This is a genomic window from Streptomyces sp. NBRC 109706 (assembly GCF_000974485.1).
Lineage (GTDB): Bacteria > Actinomycetota > Actinomycetes > Streptomycetales > Streptomycetaceae > Streptomyces.
Genome location: NZ_BBOM01000006.1, coordinates 220,884 through 238,424 on the forward strand (window position 1 = coordinate 220,884; position 17,541 = coordinate 238,424).

Below are 17,541 nucleotides of genomic sequence, written 5' to 3' on the forward strand. Positions count from 1 at the left end.
GCCCGCCCGCAAGGCGTCCGAACCCACGTTGAGGAGTTGCTGGTGCTTAACGTCTGTATCGTCGGCACGGGACCCCGGGGGCTCTCCGTGCTGGAGCGCGTCTGTGCCAACGAACGAAAATCGCCGAGCCACCCGGCGGTGACCGTGCATGTCGTGGACCCGTACCCGCCGGGCCCGGGGAGGGTGTGGCGCACCGACCAGTCGCGGCTGCTGCTGATGAACACCGTGGCCTCGCAGGTCACCGTCTACACCGACGACAGCGTGGTGATGGACGGGCCGGTGGAGGCCGGCCCCAGCCTCCATGAGTGGGCCGCCGACCTGGCCAAACGCGCCGACGCGCCCGAGGTGCGCGCCCGTTGCTCCGAGGCGACGCTGGCCGAGGCGCGCCGCCTCGGCCCGGACGCCTACCCGACGCGCGCCTTCTACGGCGACTATCTGACGGACGCCTTCCGGGCGATCGTCCAGGGCGCGCCCGACCATGTCACCGTCGTCGAACACCGCACCCGGGCATGTGAGTTGACCGAGGACCCGGGCGCGGGCGGCGCCCAGGCGCTGGCCCTGGCCGACGGCCGGACGCTCACCGGGCTCGACGCCGTGGTGCTGGCGCTGGGCCATGTGCCGGCCCGACCCACCCGGCGGGAGGCCGCTTTGGCCGAGTCCGCCGCCGCGCACGGCCTTCGCTACTTCGCACCGGCGAACCCCGCCGATGTGGACTTCTCCGCGATAGGACCGGGTGAGACGACCTTGGTCCGCGGCCTGGGGCTGAACTTCTTCGATGTGCTGGCGCTGCTCACCGAGGGCCGCGGGGGAGCCTTCGAACGGGTCGGCGACGCGCTGCGCTACCGCCCCTCCGGCCGGGAGCCGCATATCGTGGCCGGCTCACGACGCGGCGTTCCCTACCATGCGCGCGGCGAGAACCAGAAGGGTCCCTACGGGCGTTATATGCCCAGGCTGCTCACCCTGGAGCGCATCGCCCGGTTGCATGAGCGAGCGGCGGAGGGCGAACGGCTGCATTTCGCAACCGACCTCTGGCCGTTGATCGCCAAGGAGGTGGAGAGCGTCTACTACGGCACGCTGCTCGCCGCCGGCGGGCGCAGCCGGGAACGCGAGGCGTTCGTCCGCCGCTATCTGGCCGCCCGGGGCCCGGAGGCGGAGGCCGAACTGCTGGACGCCACGGGCATCGCGCCGGGCGACCGCTGGGACTGGGAGACCGTCGCCCACCCCTACCGGGGCCGGGACTTCGCCGACCGCGCCGACTTCCGCGCCTGGCTGCTCGACCATCTGGCCGCCGATGTCCGGGAGGCCAGGGCGGGCAATGTCGACAGCCCGCTGAAGTCGGCGCTCGACGTGCTGCGGGATCTGCGCAACGAGATCCGACTCGCCGTCGACCACGGCCGGCTGGCCGGCGACTCCTACCGCGACGATCTGCAGTCCTGGTACACCCCGCTCAACGCGTTTCTCTCCATCGGCCCGCCCGCCTCCCGGATCGAGGAGCTGATCGCGCTGCTCAGGGCCGGTGTGGTCGAGATCCTGGGCCCCGACGCGCGGGTCTCCGCCCCCGATCCCCGGGACCAACTCCCGCCGGGGGCGGCCGCGTTCACCGCCGTCTCGGCCGTGCCGGGGCCGCCCGTGCGGGCCACCGCCCTGGTGGAGGCGCGGGTCCAGGAGCCGGATCTGCCGCGCACCGCCGATCCGTTGCTGAGCGATCTGGTGCGGCGCGGCCAGGCGGCCAGGCACCGCATCGACGGCACCTGCGGCACCCGTTACGAGACGGCAGGGCTGGCCGTCACCGAACGCCCCTACCAGCTGATCGACCGAGCCGGCCGCCCGCATCCCCGGCGCTTCGCCTACGGTGTGCCCACGGAAACCGTCCACTGGGTGACGGCGGCCGGGATCCGTCCCGGCGTCAACTCCGTGACGCTGGGCGACGCGGACGCCATCGCCCGCGCCGTGCTCGCTCTCCCCGCCCACGCGGCGCCCTCGAACCCGACCCCGGCGGCCGTCCCGTCCGGGGACGGCGCCCCGCCCACCGATCCCGTCGAGGTGAACGCATGACCAAGGACAACGCCCCGCGCGACGAACCGACCGTCCCGGGGCCGGACGCCGGACTGCTCTCCCCGGTCCGGGCCGGCACCCCGGCCGAGGCAGCGACCTCCGATACGGCCTGGCTCCAGGCCATGTTGGACGCCGAGGCCGCCCTGGCCCGCGCCCAGGCCACCATCGGCACCGTGCCGGCCTCGGCCGCCGCCGCCATCACCGAGGCCGCGCGCGCCGAACGGCTCGATGTGCGCGAACTCGCCGTCGCCGCCCGGGAGACGGCCAATCCCGTGGTCGGCCTGATCCGCGCGTTCACCCGGGTGGTCGCCGCCGCATCTCCCGAGGCCGCCGAGTATGTCCACCACGGCTCCACCAGCCAGGACGTCTTCGACACCGGCGCCATGCTGGTTGCCGCCCGCACCCTGCGCCTGATCCACGCCGATCTGGAACGGGCCGCCGCCGCGCTCGGCGAACTCGCCGCCGTCCACCGCGACACCCCGATGGCCGGACGCACCCTCGCGCTGCACGCGGTGCCCACGACCTTCGGGCTGAAGGCCGCCGGCTGGCGCCGGCTGCTGCTGGACGCCCGTGACCGGATCGGCGCGGTGCTCGACGGCGGGCTGCCCGTCTCCCTCGGCGGCGCCGCCGGCACCCTCGCCGGCTATCTGGAGTTCGCCCTCGGCGGCGTCGACGGACCCCCGACCCCGGAGGCGACCGACGCCTATGTGGAACGGCTGCTCGACGCCTACGCCGCCGAAACCGGCCTGGCCAAACCGCCGTTGCCCTGGCACGCGCTGCGCACCCCGATGGCCGACCTGGCCGCCGCCCTCGGCTTTGTGGCCGGCGCGCTCGGCAAGATCGCCGTCGACGTCCAGTCGTTGACCAGGACCGAGGTCGGCGAGGTCACCGAGCCGGCCGTCGAGGGACGCGGCGCGTCCTCCGCCATGCCGCACAAGCGCAACCCGGTGCTGGCCACCCTGCTGCGCAGCGCCGCGCTCCAGGTGCCGGTGCTGGCCGCGGGACTGACCCAGTGCCTGGTCACCGAGGACGAACGCTCGGCCGGCGTCTGGCACGCCGAATGGCAGCTGCTCCGCGAATGCCTCCGCCTGGCCGGCGGCGCCGCGCACACCGCCGTCGAACTCGCGGAGGGCCTGGTGGTGCGCCCCGAACGCATGCGGGACAACCTGGAGTTGACGGGCAGCCAGCTGGTGTCGGAACGCGTCTCGGCCACCCTGGCGCCCAAGCTCGGCAAGGCCCGCGCCAAGGCCCTGCTCACCCGTGCCTCCGCCGAGGCCGACCGCACCGGCCGCCCCCTGGCCGACACCCTCGCCACCCTGCCCGAGGTCGCCGAACACCTCACCGACGAACAGGTCGGGCGGTTGTTGGAGCCAGGCGGCTACACGGGCGCGGCGGGCACCCTGGTCGACCGCGAACTGCGCGACGGCGACAGGCCCTAGGACGGCTCCGGGACACTGGCCAGCGGGGTGAACCTGACCGGGAGTTGGGCCAGCGCGCGGTGGAACGGGCCGGGCCGGTAGCGCAGTTCGGACGGGTCGGTGGCCAACTCCATATCGCTGAGATGGCTGGTCAGTTGCTCGATCGCGGTGATCGCGATCAGCAACGCCGGCTGGCGTGCCGGACAGCCGTGCGGGCCCGCCGCCCAGGCGAGATGCGCGTTCTCCCCGGCCCGCCCGAGATCGTCCCCGGTCGGCGGCCTCGACTGACGGTTGGCCGCCGCATAGGAGACCAGAATCAGCTGGTCCTTGCGCAGCCGGTGCCCGTGGAACTCCATGTCGCGACGCGGATAATGGGCGGAGAAGTTGGCGAACGGCGGGTCCTCCCAGAGGACTTCGTTGATCGCCTCATGCGCGGTCATCGCCCCGCCGTAGAGCGAACCGGCATAGCGCGGGTCGGTCAGCATCCGCAGCAGCGCGTTGCCGATCAGAGCGGTGCTCGGCTCGTGGCCGGCGCTCATGGTGAGGGTGATCTGCCGGATCGCCTCGTCGTTGTCCAACCCCGCCGGATGCGCCAGGAACCACGACGTCAGATCGCGCCCCGGCGCCGCCCGCCGCTCGGCCACCAGCCTGGTCACCACCGCGACCAGATCCGCGTAGGCCGCCGCGGCGTCCTTCGTCGAGTTGATCATGCCGGCCATGCCGGCGACCAGCCGGTCGCTGTCCTCGTCCGGCACGCCGAACCAGATGTTGAACACCCGCAGCGGCAACTGCCTGGCGTACTGCGCCACCAGATCGGCGCGCCCGGTCCCGGCGAAGTCCCGCAGCAGCAGCCGCGCGGCCCGCGCCACCTGCTTCTGCAGCACATGGGGCTCGATCATGCCCAGGCTGTCCGTGATCGCCGCCCGGTAGCGGGCGTGCGTCTCCCCGTCGCTGAACAACGCGGTCGGCCGGTAGGCCAGCATCGGCAGGATCGGCGAGTCCGGCGGCACCGTCGCCTGCCAGGCACGCGGATCCTTGGAGAAGCTGTCCGCGTCCCGCAGCAGATCCAACGCCGCCTGGTAGTCGAGGACCAGCAGCGCCTCGATACCCGGCACCAACTCCACCGGCCCGATGGGCCCATGGGCCCGCAACCGCTCGTAGTGGCCGGCGGGATCGGCGGCGAAATCCGGACCGTACAGGGCGAGTGGCACGCCGGTGGTCATGGCTGGTGGTCCTTAGGGCAGTCGGGTCAGAACATGCTCGGCCAGCGCGATCAACGCGGCGACGCCGCCTCGACGGTCACGCGCGTCACACTGCACGAGCGGGGTGCCGGGGTGCAGATCGAGATGTGCGCGCAGCACCTCGTCGTCGTACTCCGGCGCGTCCGGGAAACGGTTGACGGCCACGGCATAGGGCAACCCCTGCTCCTCCACCGCGTCCATCACGGGGAACGAGTCGCCGAGCCGCCGGGTGTCGGCGAGCACCAGCGCGCCCAGCGCCCCCCTGGCGATGTCCTCCCACAACGGGAAGAACCGCTCCTGCCCCGGCGTGCCGAAGAGATAGAGCACCACATCGTCCGGCACGGTGAGCCGGCCGAAGTCCACGGCCACGGTCGTGGTCGTCTTCGCCGGCACCCCGGACAGATCGTCCAACTCGACGCTGGACTGGGTCATCACCTCCTCCGTGTGCAGGGGGCGAATTTCGGACAGGGTACGTATCAGGGTGGTCTTGCCGACTCCGAAGGGGCCGGTGACCACGAGTTTCATCAGGGTCTGCCCGCCGTCTGGCAGGTATCCGACCCGATCAACTGAGGGCGCGGAGTCCAACGAGAAGCCTCTCGACGAGCGAACGGTCGATCTCCTGTGCCGGAGGCACCGGTGGACGGGCATGCAGATGGCCGCGTTCGATCAGATCGGCGGCAAGGATCACGGTGGCGCTCACCGGCAGACCGAGATGAGCCGCACACTCCACCAGGCTGAGCGCCCCGGGCTCCAACAACTCGCACAGGCTACGGTGTTCGGGCCCTAAGGAACCCCCGGGGTCGGGTGGCGCCACCAGAATCAGCACCGTAAGCCGCTCCAGGTCCGGGCGCGGCGCGACCGGACGTCCCCCCGTCACCAGATAAGCGGGGACCAGTCGGCGTCGCGGCGCTCGGCTCATGGCGTGGCGGCGGCATCCGGGTGGCGGGCGGGAGCAGCCATCGCCCTGGCCAGCGCGGCGACCTGCACCTGCATCTGGTAGGCGATATTGCCCAGTTGGGCCTCCGGCTCGGCGAAGAGCGCCAACGAGGTGTTCTGCCCGGCGGGCACCACGATGGCGAACCCCTCCTTGGACTCCACCACCGTCTGCTGCAGCCCCGGCGCCTCCTCCTCGGTGAACGAGGTGGTGAAGGCGCGTGCGGCGGCGTGCAGGGTCGCCGTCATCGCGGCCACCCGCTCGGCCGACGCCCGGCCCAACTCGGGTGAACTGCCCTCGACCAGACCGTCGCCGGTGGCGATCACCGCGTGTCGAACGCCTGGCAGCTCAAGCAGCGGTGTGAGAACCCAGGCCAGGCCATCGGCTGCTCTGGCGTTTGGGGTGGTCACGAGGCATCGCCTCCCATATCGTCGCGATCGCCGACCGCGCCGGTAACGGCGCTGTCGCCGGCGGCACTTCTGCCCTGGCGGGTGCCCTGCTGCAGGGCGCTCCAACGCGCGTCGGCCTCCTCCGGACTCCGCGCGGCGGCCGGCGCGGCGGCAGCCGGTGTCCGCACCCGCGCCACCCGCCGCCGCCGACTCGGCAACCCGGTGCCCTGCCCGGGCGGGGAAGCCGTGCCCTGCCCGGGCGGGGAAGCAACAGCGGCGCCCGACCGGGACGGGGCCGGCGCGGCAACGGCGGCACCCTGGCCGGGCCGGCCAACAGCGGCGGCTTGGCCCTCGCCGGGCGACGACGCCGTACCGGCAGCAACAACCGACTCACCAGGCAAGGTTGACGAAGCACCCAGGCCCTCGCCGGACCGAACGGCCGAATCGACGACGCCCTGCCCGGACGGGGAAGCCGTGCCCTGCCCGGGCGGGGAAGCAACAGCGGCGCCCGACCGGGACGGAGTCGGCCCGGCAGCGGCGCCCTCGCCGGGCCGGCCAACAGCGGCGGCTTGGCCCTCGCCGGGCGAGGCCGCCGTACCGGCAGCAACAACCGACTCACCAGGCAAGGTTGACGAAGCGCCCGGGCCCTCGCCGGACCGAACGGCCGAATCGACGACGCCCTGCCCGGACGGGGAAGCAACAGCGGCGCCCCGGCCCCGACCGGGCGAGGCCGCCGTACCGGCAGCAACAACCGACTCACCAGGCGGGGTTGACGAAGCGGCCGGGCCCTCGCCGGGCCGAGCGGCCGAGTCGGCGACGTCCTGGCCGGACGGGTTGTCGGTAGCAGGTGCCTGCTCCGACGCGCCGAGCGTCGAGCCCTGCCCGGCCAACCCGCCGGAGACGTCACCGCCGGACCCCGGCGCCGCGCCAGCGGAAACACCGTCCTCCCCAAGCGCCGGCGCCGCGCCAGCGGCAACGGAACCCTCGGCGGCCAGACCGCCGGAGGCAACCGCGGCAACGGAACCCTCGGCGGCCAGACCGGCCGCGCCAGCAGAAACCGGGTCATCCGCACCCCGGGCGGCCGAACCGCCGGAGGCACCCGTGTTGGGGGGCGGGGTCACCACCCGGCCGGAGGGCACCGGTTCGGGGGCCAGGATGGAGAGGGTGTGGTCGTCCTCGATCTCCGTCAGCACATCGACCGGCACGCGCAGCATCGCGCGGACGCCGCCGTAGGGGGACGGCTCCACATGGCAGGTGAAGCCGTACTGCCCGGCGAGCCGGCCGACCACGGCGAAGCCGGCCTGCGGCGGGTTGCCCAACTCGGTGAGCAGCACTCCGTCGGGGCTGGCCAGAAGCCTGCGCGCGCGGGCCAGAGTGTCCTCGTCCATGCCGACGCCGGCGTCGTCGATCACGACGAACACGCTGCCGCCGCCGCCCTGTTGAAGGGTGACCGGGACCTCGGTCTCCGGATGCGAGTAGGCCGTGGCGTTGGCCAGCAGCTCGGCCAGCGCGATGGCCAGCGGCTCCGCCGCGCGCGCGACCACGCCGATGCGCGGTTTGCGCAGGTGGTTGGCGACCTTGACGCGGGCGTAGCCCGGAACCCGGGACTGGGCGCCCCGGACGATCTCGGTCAGCGGCGAGTCCGTGCGGGCCAGTCCCGGCCACGCCTCGCAGAGCACCGCCGTGGCCTGAATTCGACGCAGCGCCAGCTCGTTCCGGAAGTCCAGCTCCAACAGGCGGGGGTCGTCGTTCTCGTGCTGGAGATCGTGCAGCAGGCTCTGGATCTGGTAGAGCAGCGACTGCACCTTGGCGGTGGCGCCGCGCATCGCCGCGCGGGCCGCGGCGTCGACCCGTTCCCGTTCCTCGCTGACGGCGGTCAACGCGGCCTCAAGTGCCTCGTCGAGCGCGCGCACGTCGTCGGGGCCCATCTCCGTGGCCCGGGGTGGGGCGGGGACCGGCGCGTTCGGATGGTTCAGCGCCAGGGCCCCCGCCGGGATCCGGTCCTTGGCCAGTCGCCGCAGCTCGCCGGTGACGGCTTCCAGCCGTCGGACGGCGATCCGTTCCCCGGTGCCCGCCGTGGCGACGCGCGCCTCCATGGCGCGAAGTCGCTCCAGGTCCCGACGGCGTAGCCACAGCGCGCAGCCGATCGCGCCCAGCGCGACCGTGGCTGCCAGCACCACGGCAAGCGCAGCGTTGGTCATGACTCCCCCGTCGTGATCCCGCTCTATGCTTCCAACTCGTCCGCCAGCGTCGCGACTTCCGTCATGAGCTGAAGAATGCCGGGCCGCTCGGCGGCACCGTGGAGGTGACGGTACTCGGTACCGATGGTCACCACCAGCCGCTCAGGCAACTCCAGTTCCGGAAATGTTCCTTCCGCTATGACCCGACGCGCGGCCTCACCGGCGGGCACCCCGGCGGCGTACAACGCATGGGACCGTTCCCGCAGATAGTCGAGATAGCGGATGTGGCGCCGCACTCCGGCCCGGTCGAGAACGGGTCCGTGCCCGGGGACGAAGATCTCGGCGCCGGTCGCCAGCACCCGCTCGACGGAGTCGATCACATTGCTCAACGGCCCGGCCCAGTGCACCGGATGGTCGCCCGGGTGGCCCGACGTCGACGCGAACACCACATCGCCGGTGAACACCGTGCGCTGCGCCGGCAGATGAACGAACAGGTCGCCGGCGGTGTGCGCCGGGGGCAGGGACGAGATATGCACCGGATACTCGCCGACGGAGAGTTCCAGTTCGCCGGTGAAGTAGGTGTGCGGCTGCACGGGTTCGGTGCCCGACCAGTCGAAAACCCCGAAGTGGCGCCGCAGATACCTGCCCAGCGGGGTCTCCGGGTCGCTGCCGTTCACCAGCGCGTGCTGCTGTTGCGGCGACGGTTCGAAGCAGATCTGCTCGCGCGCCTCGCGGGTGGTGATGATCTCCGCGTCCGGCACCACCCCGGCGCCCCAGAAGTGGTCGCCGTTGGCATGGGTGACGACGACCCGGTCGATCGCCACCCCCTCGGGCAGCAGCCTCCGGCTCCGGTCGAGAAACGCCCGGGCGAACGCCGGATCGTACGGCGTGTCGATCCACAGGGCGGTGCGCGAGGAGACCAGCAGCCCGCAGTTGGCCATCCCCCAGCCGCGCCGGGGCGGCAGCCACGCGTGCAGGTCCTTGGCGATCTCGCCGATTGTCCAGTCCTTGATCGTCATGCGACGCGATTATGCCGCCCCCGGCCCGGCCGAAGCCGCCGCCCGTTCCGGAAACGGCGCTCGACAACGGCGGTGACCCGCGCCCGAGATGACCCGGAAGAACTCCGATAATTTTCGGTGGCACCGATCCGAAATCGCCACCCGACGGGCACACCCAGGGGTCGTCAACTCCGCTTCAGGGGTGGGGACATGACCTTGAACAGGCATGATCTGGAATCCGCGCCACCCATGGCCGGATGGAGTTTTCCGGGATGCTTGCGGAAACTGTTGACAGCCCCTGGGGGTCAGCTCAACATTGTCATGCCATCGACAGAGAGCCGCTGTCGATCCGGCCCACCCGTGGGACCCGCGCTCCGGTCACGAGCCGCACCACCGACCGGCCGGCCCCGCCGCCCCTCCGCGTCGCCGACCCGTGCCGGCCTCGCCCCGGGCACCCCCGAAGAACCACCCCGGTCGATCAGCGCTGCCCGAACACCCCTCTGTCCCCCACGAGTCGACCCCCCACGGGCCCCCACAAGGCCCCACACGAGGAGGAAGCATGGAAAGGAACACGCCCCCCAACCGCCCGATCAGCCGCAGGAGCATGATCGGCGGGGCGGGCGCCCTGGCGCTCGGCGCGTCCGTGATGCTGCCGAACGCCGCCAGGGCACAGGACTCCATCGGCACCCGGCAGACCATCATCGACAACCAGGAAGGCACCCACAACGGGTTCTACTTCTCGTTCTGGACGGATGCCCACAACACCGTCTCCATGACGCTGGGCGGCGGCGGGAACTACAGCACGTCCTGGAGCAACACCGGAAACTTCGTCTGCGGCAAGGGCTGGAGCAACGGCAGCCGCCGGAACGTGAGTTACTCGGGAAGCTTCAACCCCTCGGGCAACGGCTACCTCTGCCTCTACGGCTGGACGTCGAACCCGCTGGTGGAGTACTACATCGTCGACGCCTGGGGCTCCTACCGGCCCACCGGCGAGCACCGGGGCACGGTCAACAGCGACGGCGGCACGTACGACATCTACCACACCATGCGGTACAACGCCCCGTCCGTCGAAGGCACCCGAACGTTCCCCCAGTTCTGGAGCACCCGGCAGTCCACGCGGGTCGGTGGCACGATCAACACCGGCAACCACTTCGACGCCTGGAGCCAGGCCGGGATGAACCTGGGCAGCTTCAACTACTACATGATCATGGCGACGGAGGGGTTCCAGAGCAGCGGTAACTCCAACATCACCGTGAGCGGCTGACCCCCCTCGGCCCACCCGCGCGGCGACCCCAGGGTCGCCGCGCGTTCCGTGCCGGGGGCGGCGCGGCCGTGGCGGCTAGGACCGCTGGGACCGGTCGGCGGCGCGGGCCTCGTTCCGTTCCTTGATGCGGGCCGCCTCCTTGCGCACATCCGCCTGGGTGGCGCGTTCCTGCCGCAGCCAGTCGGGAAGCTCCTGCCGCAGCTCCTCGATCTGCTCGGTGGTCAGCGGCTCCGTGACCCCGCCCCGGGCCAGGCCGGCGATGGAGATGCCCAGCCTGGCCGCGACCACCGGGCGGGGGTGCGGACCGTTCCGGCGCAGTTCCAGCAGCCATTCCGGGGGGTCGGTCTGCAGGGCGCGCAGCTCGTCGCGCGAGACCACGCCCTCCTGGAACTCGGCGGGGGTGGCCTGCAGGTACACACCCAGCTTCTTCGCCGCGGTCGCGGGCTTCATGGTCTGGGTGCTCGGGTGCGACGTCATACCGTCCACCGTACCGAGCGCGCGGGCCGCGCCCGACCACGACCCGATAGCCTGGCGATATGACAGGCCAGGACACCCCCGACGCGGCCGCCGAGACCCCGGCGTCCGCCACGTTCCGGCTGGCCTATGTCCCGGGGGTGACCCCCACCAAATGGCTGCGGATCTGGGCGGAGCGCAGGCCGGACATCCCGCTGCTGCTCCAGCAGACACCCGCGGCCGAGGCGCCGGACCTGCTGCGCGCCGGCGGCGCCGACGCCGGGTTCGCGCGACTGCCGCTGGACCGGACGGACCTCAGCGTCATCCCGCTCTACACCGAGACGACCGTGGTCGTGGTCCCCAGGGACCATCTGCTGACGGCCGTCGACGAGGTGTCGCCGGCGGATCTCGCCGACGAGATCGTGCTGCACCCCCTCGACGACACCCTCCCCTGGGAGCGGCCGCCGGGTCTGCCGGCGAACGAACGGCCGGCCACCACGGAGGACGCGATCCAGCTGGTCGCGGCGGGCATCGGCGTGCTCGCCGTGCCCCAGTCCCTCGCCCGGCTGTACCACCGAAGGGACCTCACCTACCGCCCGCTCGCCGAGGCGGCCGAGTCCCGCGCCGGGCTCTGCTGGCGGGAGGACCGGACCACGGAGCTGGTGGAGGACTTCATCGGCATCGTGCGCGGCCGGACGGTCAACAGCTCCCGGGGACGCCCGACCCCGGCCCAGGCCAAGGAGACCGGCGGAGCCAAGGAGGCGCGCGGTGCCAAGGAGGCCAGGGGAGGCAAGCCGAAGGCCAGGCCGAGGGCCGGATCCCAACCGGCCGCCGGCAGGGGCGGAAAGCCCAACCGAACCGGCAGGCTCGGCAAGACCGGCAAACCGGCCAAGCGCGGCAAGCCCCGCCGCCGTTCCTGAGGCCCCGCGCCGCCCACCCCGGGAACGGGAGTGCGAACCCATGGCCGACGCGGCCCGGGGGCGGTGATAGTTCGGTCACAGCAGGATCCCAACCGGGCGACATGGTCTCCCCTCGGGCACCCCCGGCGGACTACCGTTATGGGGTGAACTCGCTGAAGCTGCCCCGCCTGTCGCGTATTTCGGTTGTTCCCGCCCTCGCCGCCATGCTGCTCGCGGTGGGCTGCTCCTCCGACAGCGACGAGCCGGAGGAGACCGAGGTCACCGAGAGCCCCCGGGCGGAGGACCCGGCGGCCGGCGAAGAGCCGGAGGCCGAGCCCGGAGCCGCGGACGATATCGAGGCGCTGGAGCAGCTCTACCTCGACTACAACGCGCGGTTGGTCGAGATGGAGAACGCCGGGAACGCGGACGGGGCGCTGCTGGAGGAGTACGCCGAGCTGACCGTCCGCGAGGGGGAGAGCGCGCGCATCCGTCAGCTTGTCCAGGAGGGCTTCAGCCGCCAGGGGGAGCCCGAGATCTTCGATGTGACGGTCGAGGTGACCGGCGACAGCGCCGTGATCCAGTCCTGTGTCGACACGGCGAACTGGGAGCCCCTGTTCGAGGGGGAGCCGATCGACCGGGAGTACAACGGCCCCGTGCCCGGCATCGTCAAGGCGACGCGTGGCGAGTCCGGTTGGTTGATCAGTGAGCACCCTCAAACAGCGGATGAGGCGACCATCTCATGCACCTGACCGCCCGCGCGGGCCCTCTGGCGATTCGACTTCTCGTCATCGCCGCGCTGCTCCTCGGCGCGGTGGTCACCCTGGGCGCGCGCGAGGCGGCGGCCGACGACTGCGATCCGCCCGTGTGGCGGGAGACCAACGGGGGCCGAGGCGGCACCTATTCGGACTGCAGGGACGGGCAGGGCGAGGACGGTAGCGACGGTTCGGGCGGGCGGGGCGACAACGGCGCGCCCTCCTGTGACATCTCCCTGGCGGGCGGCTACGGCGACTCCCAGTGGTGCGAGAACGACTACGCCTGCTGGGCCAACATCCCCTCGGCGGCCTACCCGCCGGAGGAGTGGCCGGCGGATCAGCCCGAGGAGAACTCGGTCTATATCTACAAGTACTGCGTCAACGCCGCCGGCGAGTTCTACGACGCATGGGACTGGCACACCCCGGAGGGGCCCTCGCTCCAGGAGCTGGCCGAGACGGCCTACGGTCAACTGGTCATCCCCGAGTTCGATTTGACCTTCAACCCGCCGGACGAGGCCATCATCAACCTGGAGACCTGGTGGTGGGCCGCCGGCGCGGCCGACGGCGAGGTGCGCGGCACCCCGGCGTTCACGATGGTGGCCATCGCCGAGCCCAACCGGATGTCGGTCGACCCGGGCGACGGCGGGGGCACGTTGACCTGCCCCGTGGTCGCCTCCCGCTCGGACCGCTGCGCCTACACCTATACCCGCGCGTCGGTGAACGGCAGCGCCGAGGCCCCGGACGGCAGCCCGGCCTATCCGGCCCGCGCCCAACTCGTCTACGACGTGCGGTTCGAGAACAACGGCGCCCCGATCGACCTGCCGGGACTGCCGGACAGCATCACCACCGACTGGATCGGAACCCCCGTCCCGGTCACGGAGATCCAGGCCACCGTCGTCGACTGAGATCGGCAGCGCCGCCCGAACGCCCCGACGGTGTCGGGGCGTTCGGCCCGGTCAGGGGCGTCCCGCGGGTGGGATCTGTTCGGCCTCGGGGGGCGGCCCCGGCGGGGTGCCGTCGCCGAAGGGGCGGCCGCCGAGCTGTTCCCGGTGGTGTGGGGTGAGCCAGCCGGAGAGATCGGGCCCGGCGGGCACGATGCCGGTGCCGTTGATGCCGGTGTGCACCGCGTAGTAGTGCCGTTTGATGTGGTCGAAGTCGACGGTGTCGCCGAAGCCGGGCGTCTGGTAGAGATCGCGGGTGTAGGCCCAGAGGACGGGGTCCTCGGTGAGCTTGTTGCGGTTGCACTTGAAGTGGCCGTGGTAGACGGGGTCGAAGCGGACCAGCGTGGTGAAGAGCCGGATATCGGCCTCGGTGATGCTGTCGCCCACCAGATAGCGGCGGTCGGCCAGCCGCGCCGAGAGCAGGTCGAGGCGGTGGAAGACATCCGCGTAGGCGGCCTCGTACTCGTCCTGGTCGGTGGCGAACCCGGCGCGGTAGACGCCGTTGTTGACATCGCGGTAGATGCCGTCGGCGACCTCGTCGATCTCGTCCCGCAGCCGTTCCGGGTAGAGGTCGGGCGCGTCGGGGCGGTGCAGCGCGGTCCACTCCGTGGCCAGGTCGAGCGTCATCTGCTGGAAGTCGTTGGTGACCAGCAGCCCGCTGGGCACATCGACGATGGCCGGAACGCTGACCCCGCCGGGGTAACCCGTCTCGCGCGCGTCATATGCCTCGCTGAGATAGCGGATGCCGAGCACCGGATCCCGGCCGTCCGGGTCCAGGGTGAAGCGCCAACTCCGGTCGTCCTGCAGGGGATCGACGACCGCGAGGGAGAGCGCGGACTCCAGGCCGAGAAGTCGTCGGGACACCAGCACCCGGCTGGCCCAGGGGCAGGCGCGGCTGACCACCAGCCGATAGCGACCGGCGGCCACCGGCCAACCGTCCTCGCCGGCCGCCGTGACGCGGTCGGCGAAATGGCTCCGGGAGCGCTTGAACTTGCGCCGGCCGTACTCGGTGTTGCCGTCCCGGGCGGGCGCGCCGCCGCCCTCGGGCCCCGCGCCGTCGTCCGGCCCCGCGCCCGTGTCCGACTCGGTGCTGTTTTCGGTCATTCCGGTGCCTCTTCTCTTCATCGCCGTTGATGAACCGACCGCACTCGTCGTGGTTCTCGACCGGTTCTGCCGACCGGGGCCCCGCTGGTCATGAGCGTTCCGCCCGTCGGGACCGTTCCGCGCCATGCCGCGCCCGAGGGGGAGGACATCCCCGACCCCCGCCCCGATGGCCGGCCCTTCCCGGCGTATAACCGCCCCCGGGCGCGGAGGCAACGGTTCCAAGGACCACTTTTTGACGGTACGTTGCCATAGGGAGCGCTCCCACGAAACATGTCGACACATTCCGGCATGGGACGTGGTCGGCGCGGCTGGCTGGCGTGTATGGACGGGCGGACGGTTGAACGGTCGGGCGGTCGCGCAGGGGCGCGCGACGGCGGCCGAGTCCCCCGGCGCGCGGGCCGGTTGGATCGACGGCGGGGCCGTCGACATGCCGCGGTCGTCCCGCGCCGGGGTGCGTACCTGAGAGGGAACCCCCACATGACCCATCGACCCCCCACATCGCGCAGCGCCTCCCCGGCGCGCCGGGCACGCTTTCTCAGCGTCCTGGTCACCGCGCTGGTCGCTCTGGTGATGACCAGCCTGCCCTCCCCAGCGGCCGCGCACGGCGTCAGCATGTCGCCCGGTTCGCGCACCTATCTGTGCTACCGGGACATGCTCGACAGCGGGAACCAGACCCCGTCCAACCCGGCCTGCGCCGCCGCGGTCGCCGAGACCGGCACCAACCCGCTCTACAACTGGTTCGCGGTGCTCGACTCCAACGCCGGTGGCCGCACGGTCGGTTACATCCCCGACGGCGAGCTGTGCAGCGGCGGCCACAACGGCCCCTACGACTTCTCCTCCTACAACGCGGCGCGCGCCGACTGGCCCAGCACCAGCCTCACCGCCGGCTCGACGATCGAGCTGCAGTACAGCAACTGGGCCGCGCACCCGGGCGACTTCGACGTCTACATCACCCGCGACGGCTGGTCCCCCACCCAGTCGCTCGGCTGGGGCGATCTGGAGCTGATCGACAGCGTGACCGACCCGCCGCAGCGCGGTGGCGCCGGCTCTGACGGCGGCTACTACTACTGGGACGTGACGCTGCCGGCCGGCAAGAGCGGTCAGCACATCCTCTATGTGCACTGGATCAGGTCGGACAGCCAGGAGAACTTCTACTCCTGCTCCGACGTGGTCTTCAACGGCGGCAGCGGCCAGGTGAACTGGTGACGCGCTGACGTGGCGCCCGCGGTAACGCCGTGACGAGGCCCGCCGGGTTCCTCCCGGCGGGCCTCGTCCGGTCCCCATGGGCGCGTCGCGCGGCGCCGGTCAGGCGTTGGCGGTGGCCCGTCCCGGGTGGCAGGTGCAGTTGCCCCGGCCGAGCAGGCCGGTGCGGTGCAGCCCCTCGCGGCCCTGGACGGCGAGCCACTGGGAGAGCACCCGCGTCTTCGGGCCGAAGAACCCGCTCAGCAGCACGCTCGACGTCAGGTTGACGACCTCGTGCCACCAGCGGGCCGGCACATAGAGCACATCGCCGGGTTCCAGATCGACGACATAAAAGTCGCCCGCGTCCGGGTGGTCGGCCGCCAACTCCTCGGCGCCGACGGAGGAGAGCCGGGCCCAGGCGTCGTACTTGGCCGACGTCTTCCCGGCCCGCGCCACCGCCTCGGGGCCGGCCAGCCAGAAGCGCTTCCGTCCGGCGATGACCACGGCCAGGTTGTCCAGCAGGTCGCAGTGGAGTCCGGTGCGGGCGCGCGCCGGCCCGATCCAGGTGGTGCAGGAGGTGATCGAACCGCGCGGGAAGAGTTCACCGTTTCTGAGGTCGTCCCTGAGCTGGGGGAACTCCTTCAGGAGGTCGAATTCCTTGAGGTAGACGGGCTCCTGCCCCGGCTCGTCCCCCGCGAGGAGTTCGGCATAGCTCCCCAGCGTCGAACGGGTGAAACGGGTCGGATCGCTCTCCCTGTTTCCCACGACCAGCCGCACCGGCAGATCGGGGGCGAGTGAACCGATATAGGGGAATGTCCACCGCTCGACGGCCGGCCATTCGGCGGCCAGTCCGCGAAAGACCGTCGGGCTCGAACCGCGCAGGGTTTCGGCCAGCAGGGAACCGTCTGCCGACGGCGGTGGCCGGAAGATCCCACTCGTCATGGGCGCTCCTCGGAACCGTCTGCCGCGCAGGCGTCGAGCACGTCCTGGATATTCGCGCTGATAACGGCTCCGTAGTCGAGCGAGGCGGCATGGGGGAAATAGTCGGGGCGGCATGCCTCGATACGCGTGAAACCCTTTCTGAAGTAGTAGCGCAACTGCGGATCGCGCGGGACCCCGTCGCGCTTCTCGAACACGTAGTCCGCCACCGGCGCATCGGGGTGGGCGGCTTTCCAGGCGCGCAGCCCGGGCAGCGGGGAACCCAGGTGGACGCGCCGCATTCCGGCGGCACGGAGCTGACGGCAGCCGAGGGCGAACGTCGGGAGCACGGCATCCGCGTCGACGCTGCTGAGGCTGATCCCGAACGCCAGCTCGGGGTTGTCGGGCAGCGGCTCGACCAGCGCGCAGTCCTCCCAGGTCCGCGCCCCGGCCAGCCGCTCGGCCGTGATCGGCTTGGTGAAGACCGAGACCAGGGCGTCGCCGGTCGGCAGGGAGAAGGCGCCGACGCTGAAGCTGGGGTACGCGGCGATGCGCCGCAGCATCTCGGCGCGGCTGGTCGCCTGGTCGTCCGTCCACTTGGTCCGCTCAAGGACCATCAGCCGCTCGACGTCGTCCGCTCTCAGGAGGCGCACCTCGAACGCACCCGACTCGACTGTCGAGGCGCCTTCCTCAAGCACCTCGGGTGACACGGTCATTGAATGCCCCTTTCCTGATCGGATGAACCGTAGAAGGCCCCACGGGCGAATCCCCGGAAACGGCGACATGAAATGACGGGAAGATTCCCTGACTCAA

Annotated in this window: 16 protein-coding genes and 1 pseudogene; 7 read left to right on the plus strand and 10 right to left on the minus strand. The window is 71.7% G+C overall.

Annotated elements, in window-relative coordinates:
- The first annotated feature begins 42 nt into the window (after positions 1–42).
- Positions 43–2,055, plus strand: a complete 2,013-nt coding sequence (locus AOM46_RS11300; protein WP_067226135.1) for an FAD/NAD(P)-binding domain-containing protein — start codon at positions 43–45, stop codon at positions 2,053–2,055.
- The gene (pcaB, locus tag AOM46_RS11305; protein WP_062209292.1) at positions 2,052–3,494 is read left to right on the plus strand and encodes a 3-carboxy-cis,cis-muconate cycloisomerase; all 1,443 of its coding nucleotides are present in this window, start codon (positions 2,052–2,054) and stop codon (positions 3,492–3,494) included. Before AOM46_RS11300 ends, pcaB begins: the two co-directional genes overlap by 4 nt.
- Here the strand turns inward: pcaB and AOM46_RS11310 are convergent.
- From AOM46_RS11310 to AOM46_RS11330, 6 genes are read right to left on the minus strand one after another with little or no spacing between them, the layout of a single operon-like run.
- Positions 3,491–4,696 (minus strand): cytochrome P450, encoded by a 1,206-nt coding sequence (locus tag AOM46_RS11310; RefSeq protein ID WP_062209295.1) that lies wholly within the window; start codon positions 4,694–4,696, stop codon positions 3,491–3,493. The genes pcaB and AOM46_RS11310 overlap by 4 nt on opposite strands.
- Before the next feature lie 12 nt (positions 4,697–4,708).
- Positions 4,709–5,299, minus strand: coding sequence for an ATP/GTP-binding protein (locus AOM46_RS11315; RefSeq protein ID WP_062209298.1), 591 nt, complete (start codon positions 5,297–5,299; stop codon positions 4,709–4,711).
- Positions 5,277–5,633 carry a DUF742 domain-containing protein gene (locus AOM46_RS31880; protein WP_078856716.1) on the minus strand — a complete coding sequence of 119 codons (357 nt, stop codon included), beginning with the start codon at positions 5,631–5,633 and terminating at the stop codon, positions 5,277–5,279. Before AOM46_RS31880 ends, AOM46_RS11315 begins: the two co-directional genes overlap by 23 nt.
- On the minus strand, positions 5,630–6,058 hold the full coding sequence (locus AOM46_RS11320; protein ID WP_062209301.1) for a roadblock/LC7 domain-containing protein: 429 nt from the start codon (positions 6,056–6,058) through the stop codon (positions 5,630–5,632). Before AOM46_RS11320 ends, AOM46_RS31880 begins: the two co-directional genes overlap by 4 nt.
- A complete protein-coding gene (locus tag AOM46_RS11325; RefSeq protein ID WP_062209304.1) occupies positions 6,055–8,238 on the minus strand; it encodes an ATP-binding protein in 2,184 nt (727 codons plus the stop codon). Before AOM46_RS11325 ends, AOM46_RS11320 begins: the two co-directional genes overlap by 4 nt.
- A gap of 23 nt (positions 8,239–8,261) precedes the next feature.
- Positions 8,262–9,236, minus strand: a complete 975-nt coding sequence (locus AOM46_RS11330; RefSeq protein WP_062209308.1) for an MBL fold metallo-hydrolase — start codon at positions 9,234–9,236, stop codon at positions 8,262–8,264.
- A 538-nt stretch (positions 9,237–9,774) separates the two neighbouring features.
- On the opposite strand from AOM46_RS11330, the gene AOM46_RS11335 reads away from it, so the two are divergent.
- Positions 9,775–10,479, plus strand: a complete 705-nt coding sequence (locus tag AOM46_RS11335; RefSeq protein ID WP_062209311.1) for a glycoside hydrolase family 11 protein — start codon at positions 9,775–9,777, stop codon at positions 10,477–10,479.
- Between the two features lie 75 nt (positions 10,480–10,554).
- On the opposite strand, the gene AOM46_RS11340 is transcribed toward AOM46_RS11335, so the two are convergent.
- The gene (locus AOM46_RS11340; RefSeq protein WP_062209314.1) at positions 10,555–10,956 is read right to left on the minus strand and encodes a DUF5997 family protein; all 402 of its coding nucleotides are present in this window, start codon (positions 10,954–10,956) and stop codon (positions 10,555–10,557) included.
- Between the two features lie 59 nt (positions 10,957–11,015).
- Here AOM46_RS11340 and AOM46_RS11345 point away from each other — a divergent pair, with 59 nt between their 5' ends.
- From AOM46_RS11345 to AOM46_RS11355, 3 genes are all read left to right on the plus strand, one after another.
- Entirely contained in the window at positions 11,016–11,852 is an 837-nt protein-coding gene (locus AOM46_RS11345; protein ID WP_062209317.1) for a LysR family substrate-binding domain-containing protein, read from the plus strand.
- A gap of 143 nt (positions 11,853–11,995) precedes the next feature.
- The gene (locus AOM46_RS11350) at positions 11,996–12,580 is read left to right on the plus strand and encodes a hypothetical protein (RefSeq protein ID WP_062209320.1); all 585 of its coding nucleotides are present in this window, start codon (positions 11,996–11,998) and stop codon (positions 12,578–12,580) included.
- Positions 12,571–13,488, plus strand: a complete 918-nt coding sequence (locus tag AOM46_RS11355; RefSeq protein ID WP_062209323.1) for a hypothetical protein — start codon at positions 12,571–12,573, stop codon at positions 13,486–13,488. The genes AOM46_RS11350 and AOM46_RS11355 overlap by 10 nt, the downstream gene beginning before the upstream one ends.
- Before the next feature lie 51 nt (positions 13,489–13,539).
- On the opposite strand, the gene AOM46_RS11360 is transcribed toward AOM46_RS11355, so the two are convergent.
- On the minus strand, positions 13,540–14,628 hold the full coding sequence (locus AOM46_RS11360; protein WP_062209326.1) for a glutathione S-transferase family protein: 1,089 nt from the start codon (positions 14,626–14,628) through the stop codon (positions 13,540–13,542).
- Positions 14,629–15,198: 570 nt separating this feature from the next.
- Here AOM46_RS11360 and AOM46_RS11365 point away from each other — a divergent pair.
- Positions 15,199–15,825: pseudogene (locus AOM46_RS11365) on the plus strand (lytic polysaccharide monooxygenase); the annotation flags it as partial.
- Between the two features lie 108 nt (positions 15,826–15,933).
- Here the strand turns inward: AOM46_RS11365 and AOM46_RS11370 are convergent.
- Positions 15,934–16,752, minus strand: a complete 819-nt coding sequence (locus AOM46_RS11370) for a cupin-like domain-containing protein (protein ID WP_062209332.1) — start codon at positions 16,750–16,752, stop codon at positions 15,934–15,936.
- A complete protein-coding gene (locus tag AOM46_RS33970; protein WP_062209335.1) occupies positions 16,749–17,444 on the minus strand; it encodes a hypothetical protein in 696 nt (231 codons plus the stop codon). The genes AOM46_RS11370 and AOM46_RS33970 overlap by 4 nt, the downstream gene beginning before the upstream one ends.
- Positions 17,445–17,541: the final 97 nt, after the last annotated feature.

Coding starts and splice junctions, on each gene's coding strand:
- pcaB (WP_062209292.1), top strand. CDS start 2,052: ATGACCAAGGACAACGCCCCGCGCGACGAACCGACCGTCCCGGGGCCG.
- AOM46_RS11310 (WP_062209295.1), bottom strand. CDS start 4,696: ATGACCACCGGCGTGCCACTCGCCCTGTACGGTCCGGATTTCGCCGCC.
- AOM46_RS31880 (WP_078856716.1), bottom strand. CDS start 5,633: ATGAGCCGAGCGCCGCGACGCCGACTGGTCCCCGCTTATCTGGTGACG.
- AOM46_RS11325 (WP_062209304.1), bottom strand. CDS start 8,238: ATGACCAACGCTGCGCTTGCCGTGGTGCTGGCAGCCACGGTCGCGCTG.
- AOM46_RS11330 (WP_062209308.1), bottom strand. CDS start 9,236: ATGACGATCAAGGACTGGACAATCGGCGAGATCGCCAAGGACCTGCAC.
- AOM46_RS11335 (WP_062209311.1), top strand. CDS start 9,775: ATGGAAAGGAACACGCCCCCCAACCGCCCGATCAGCCGCAGGAGCATG.
- AOM46_RS11340 (WP_062209314.1), bottom strand. CDS start 10,956: ATGACGTCGCACCCGAGCACCCAGACCATGAAGCCCGCGACCGCGGCG.
- AOM46_RS11345 (WP_062209317.1), top strand. CDS start 11,016: ATGACAGGCCAGGACACCCCCGACGCGGCCGCCGAGACCCCGGCGTCC.
- AOM46_RS11355 (WP_062209323.1), top strand. CDS start 12,571: ATGCACCTGACCGCCCGCGCGGGCCCTCTGGCGATTCGACTTCTCGTC.
- AOM46_RS11360 (WP_062209326.1), bottom strand. CDS start 14,628: ATGACCGAAAACAGCACCGAGTCGGACACGGGCGCGGGGCCGGACGAC.
- AOM46_RS11370 (WP_062209332.1), bottom strand. CDS start 16,752: ATGACGAGTGGGATCTTCCGGCCACCGCCGTCGGCAGACGGTTCCCTG.
- AOM46_RS33970 (WP_062209335.1), bottom strand. CDS start 17,444: ATGACCGTGTCACCCGAGGTGCTTGAGGAAGGCGCCTCGACAGTCGAG.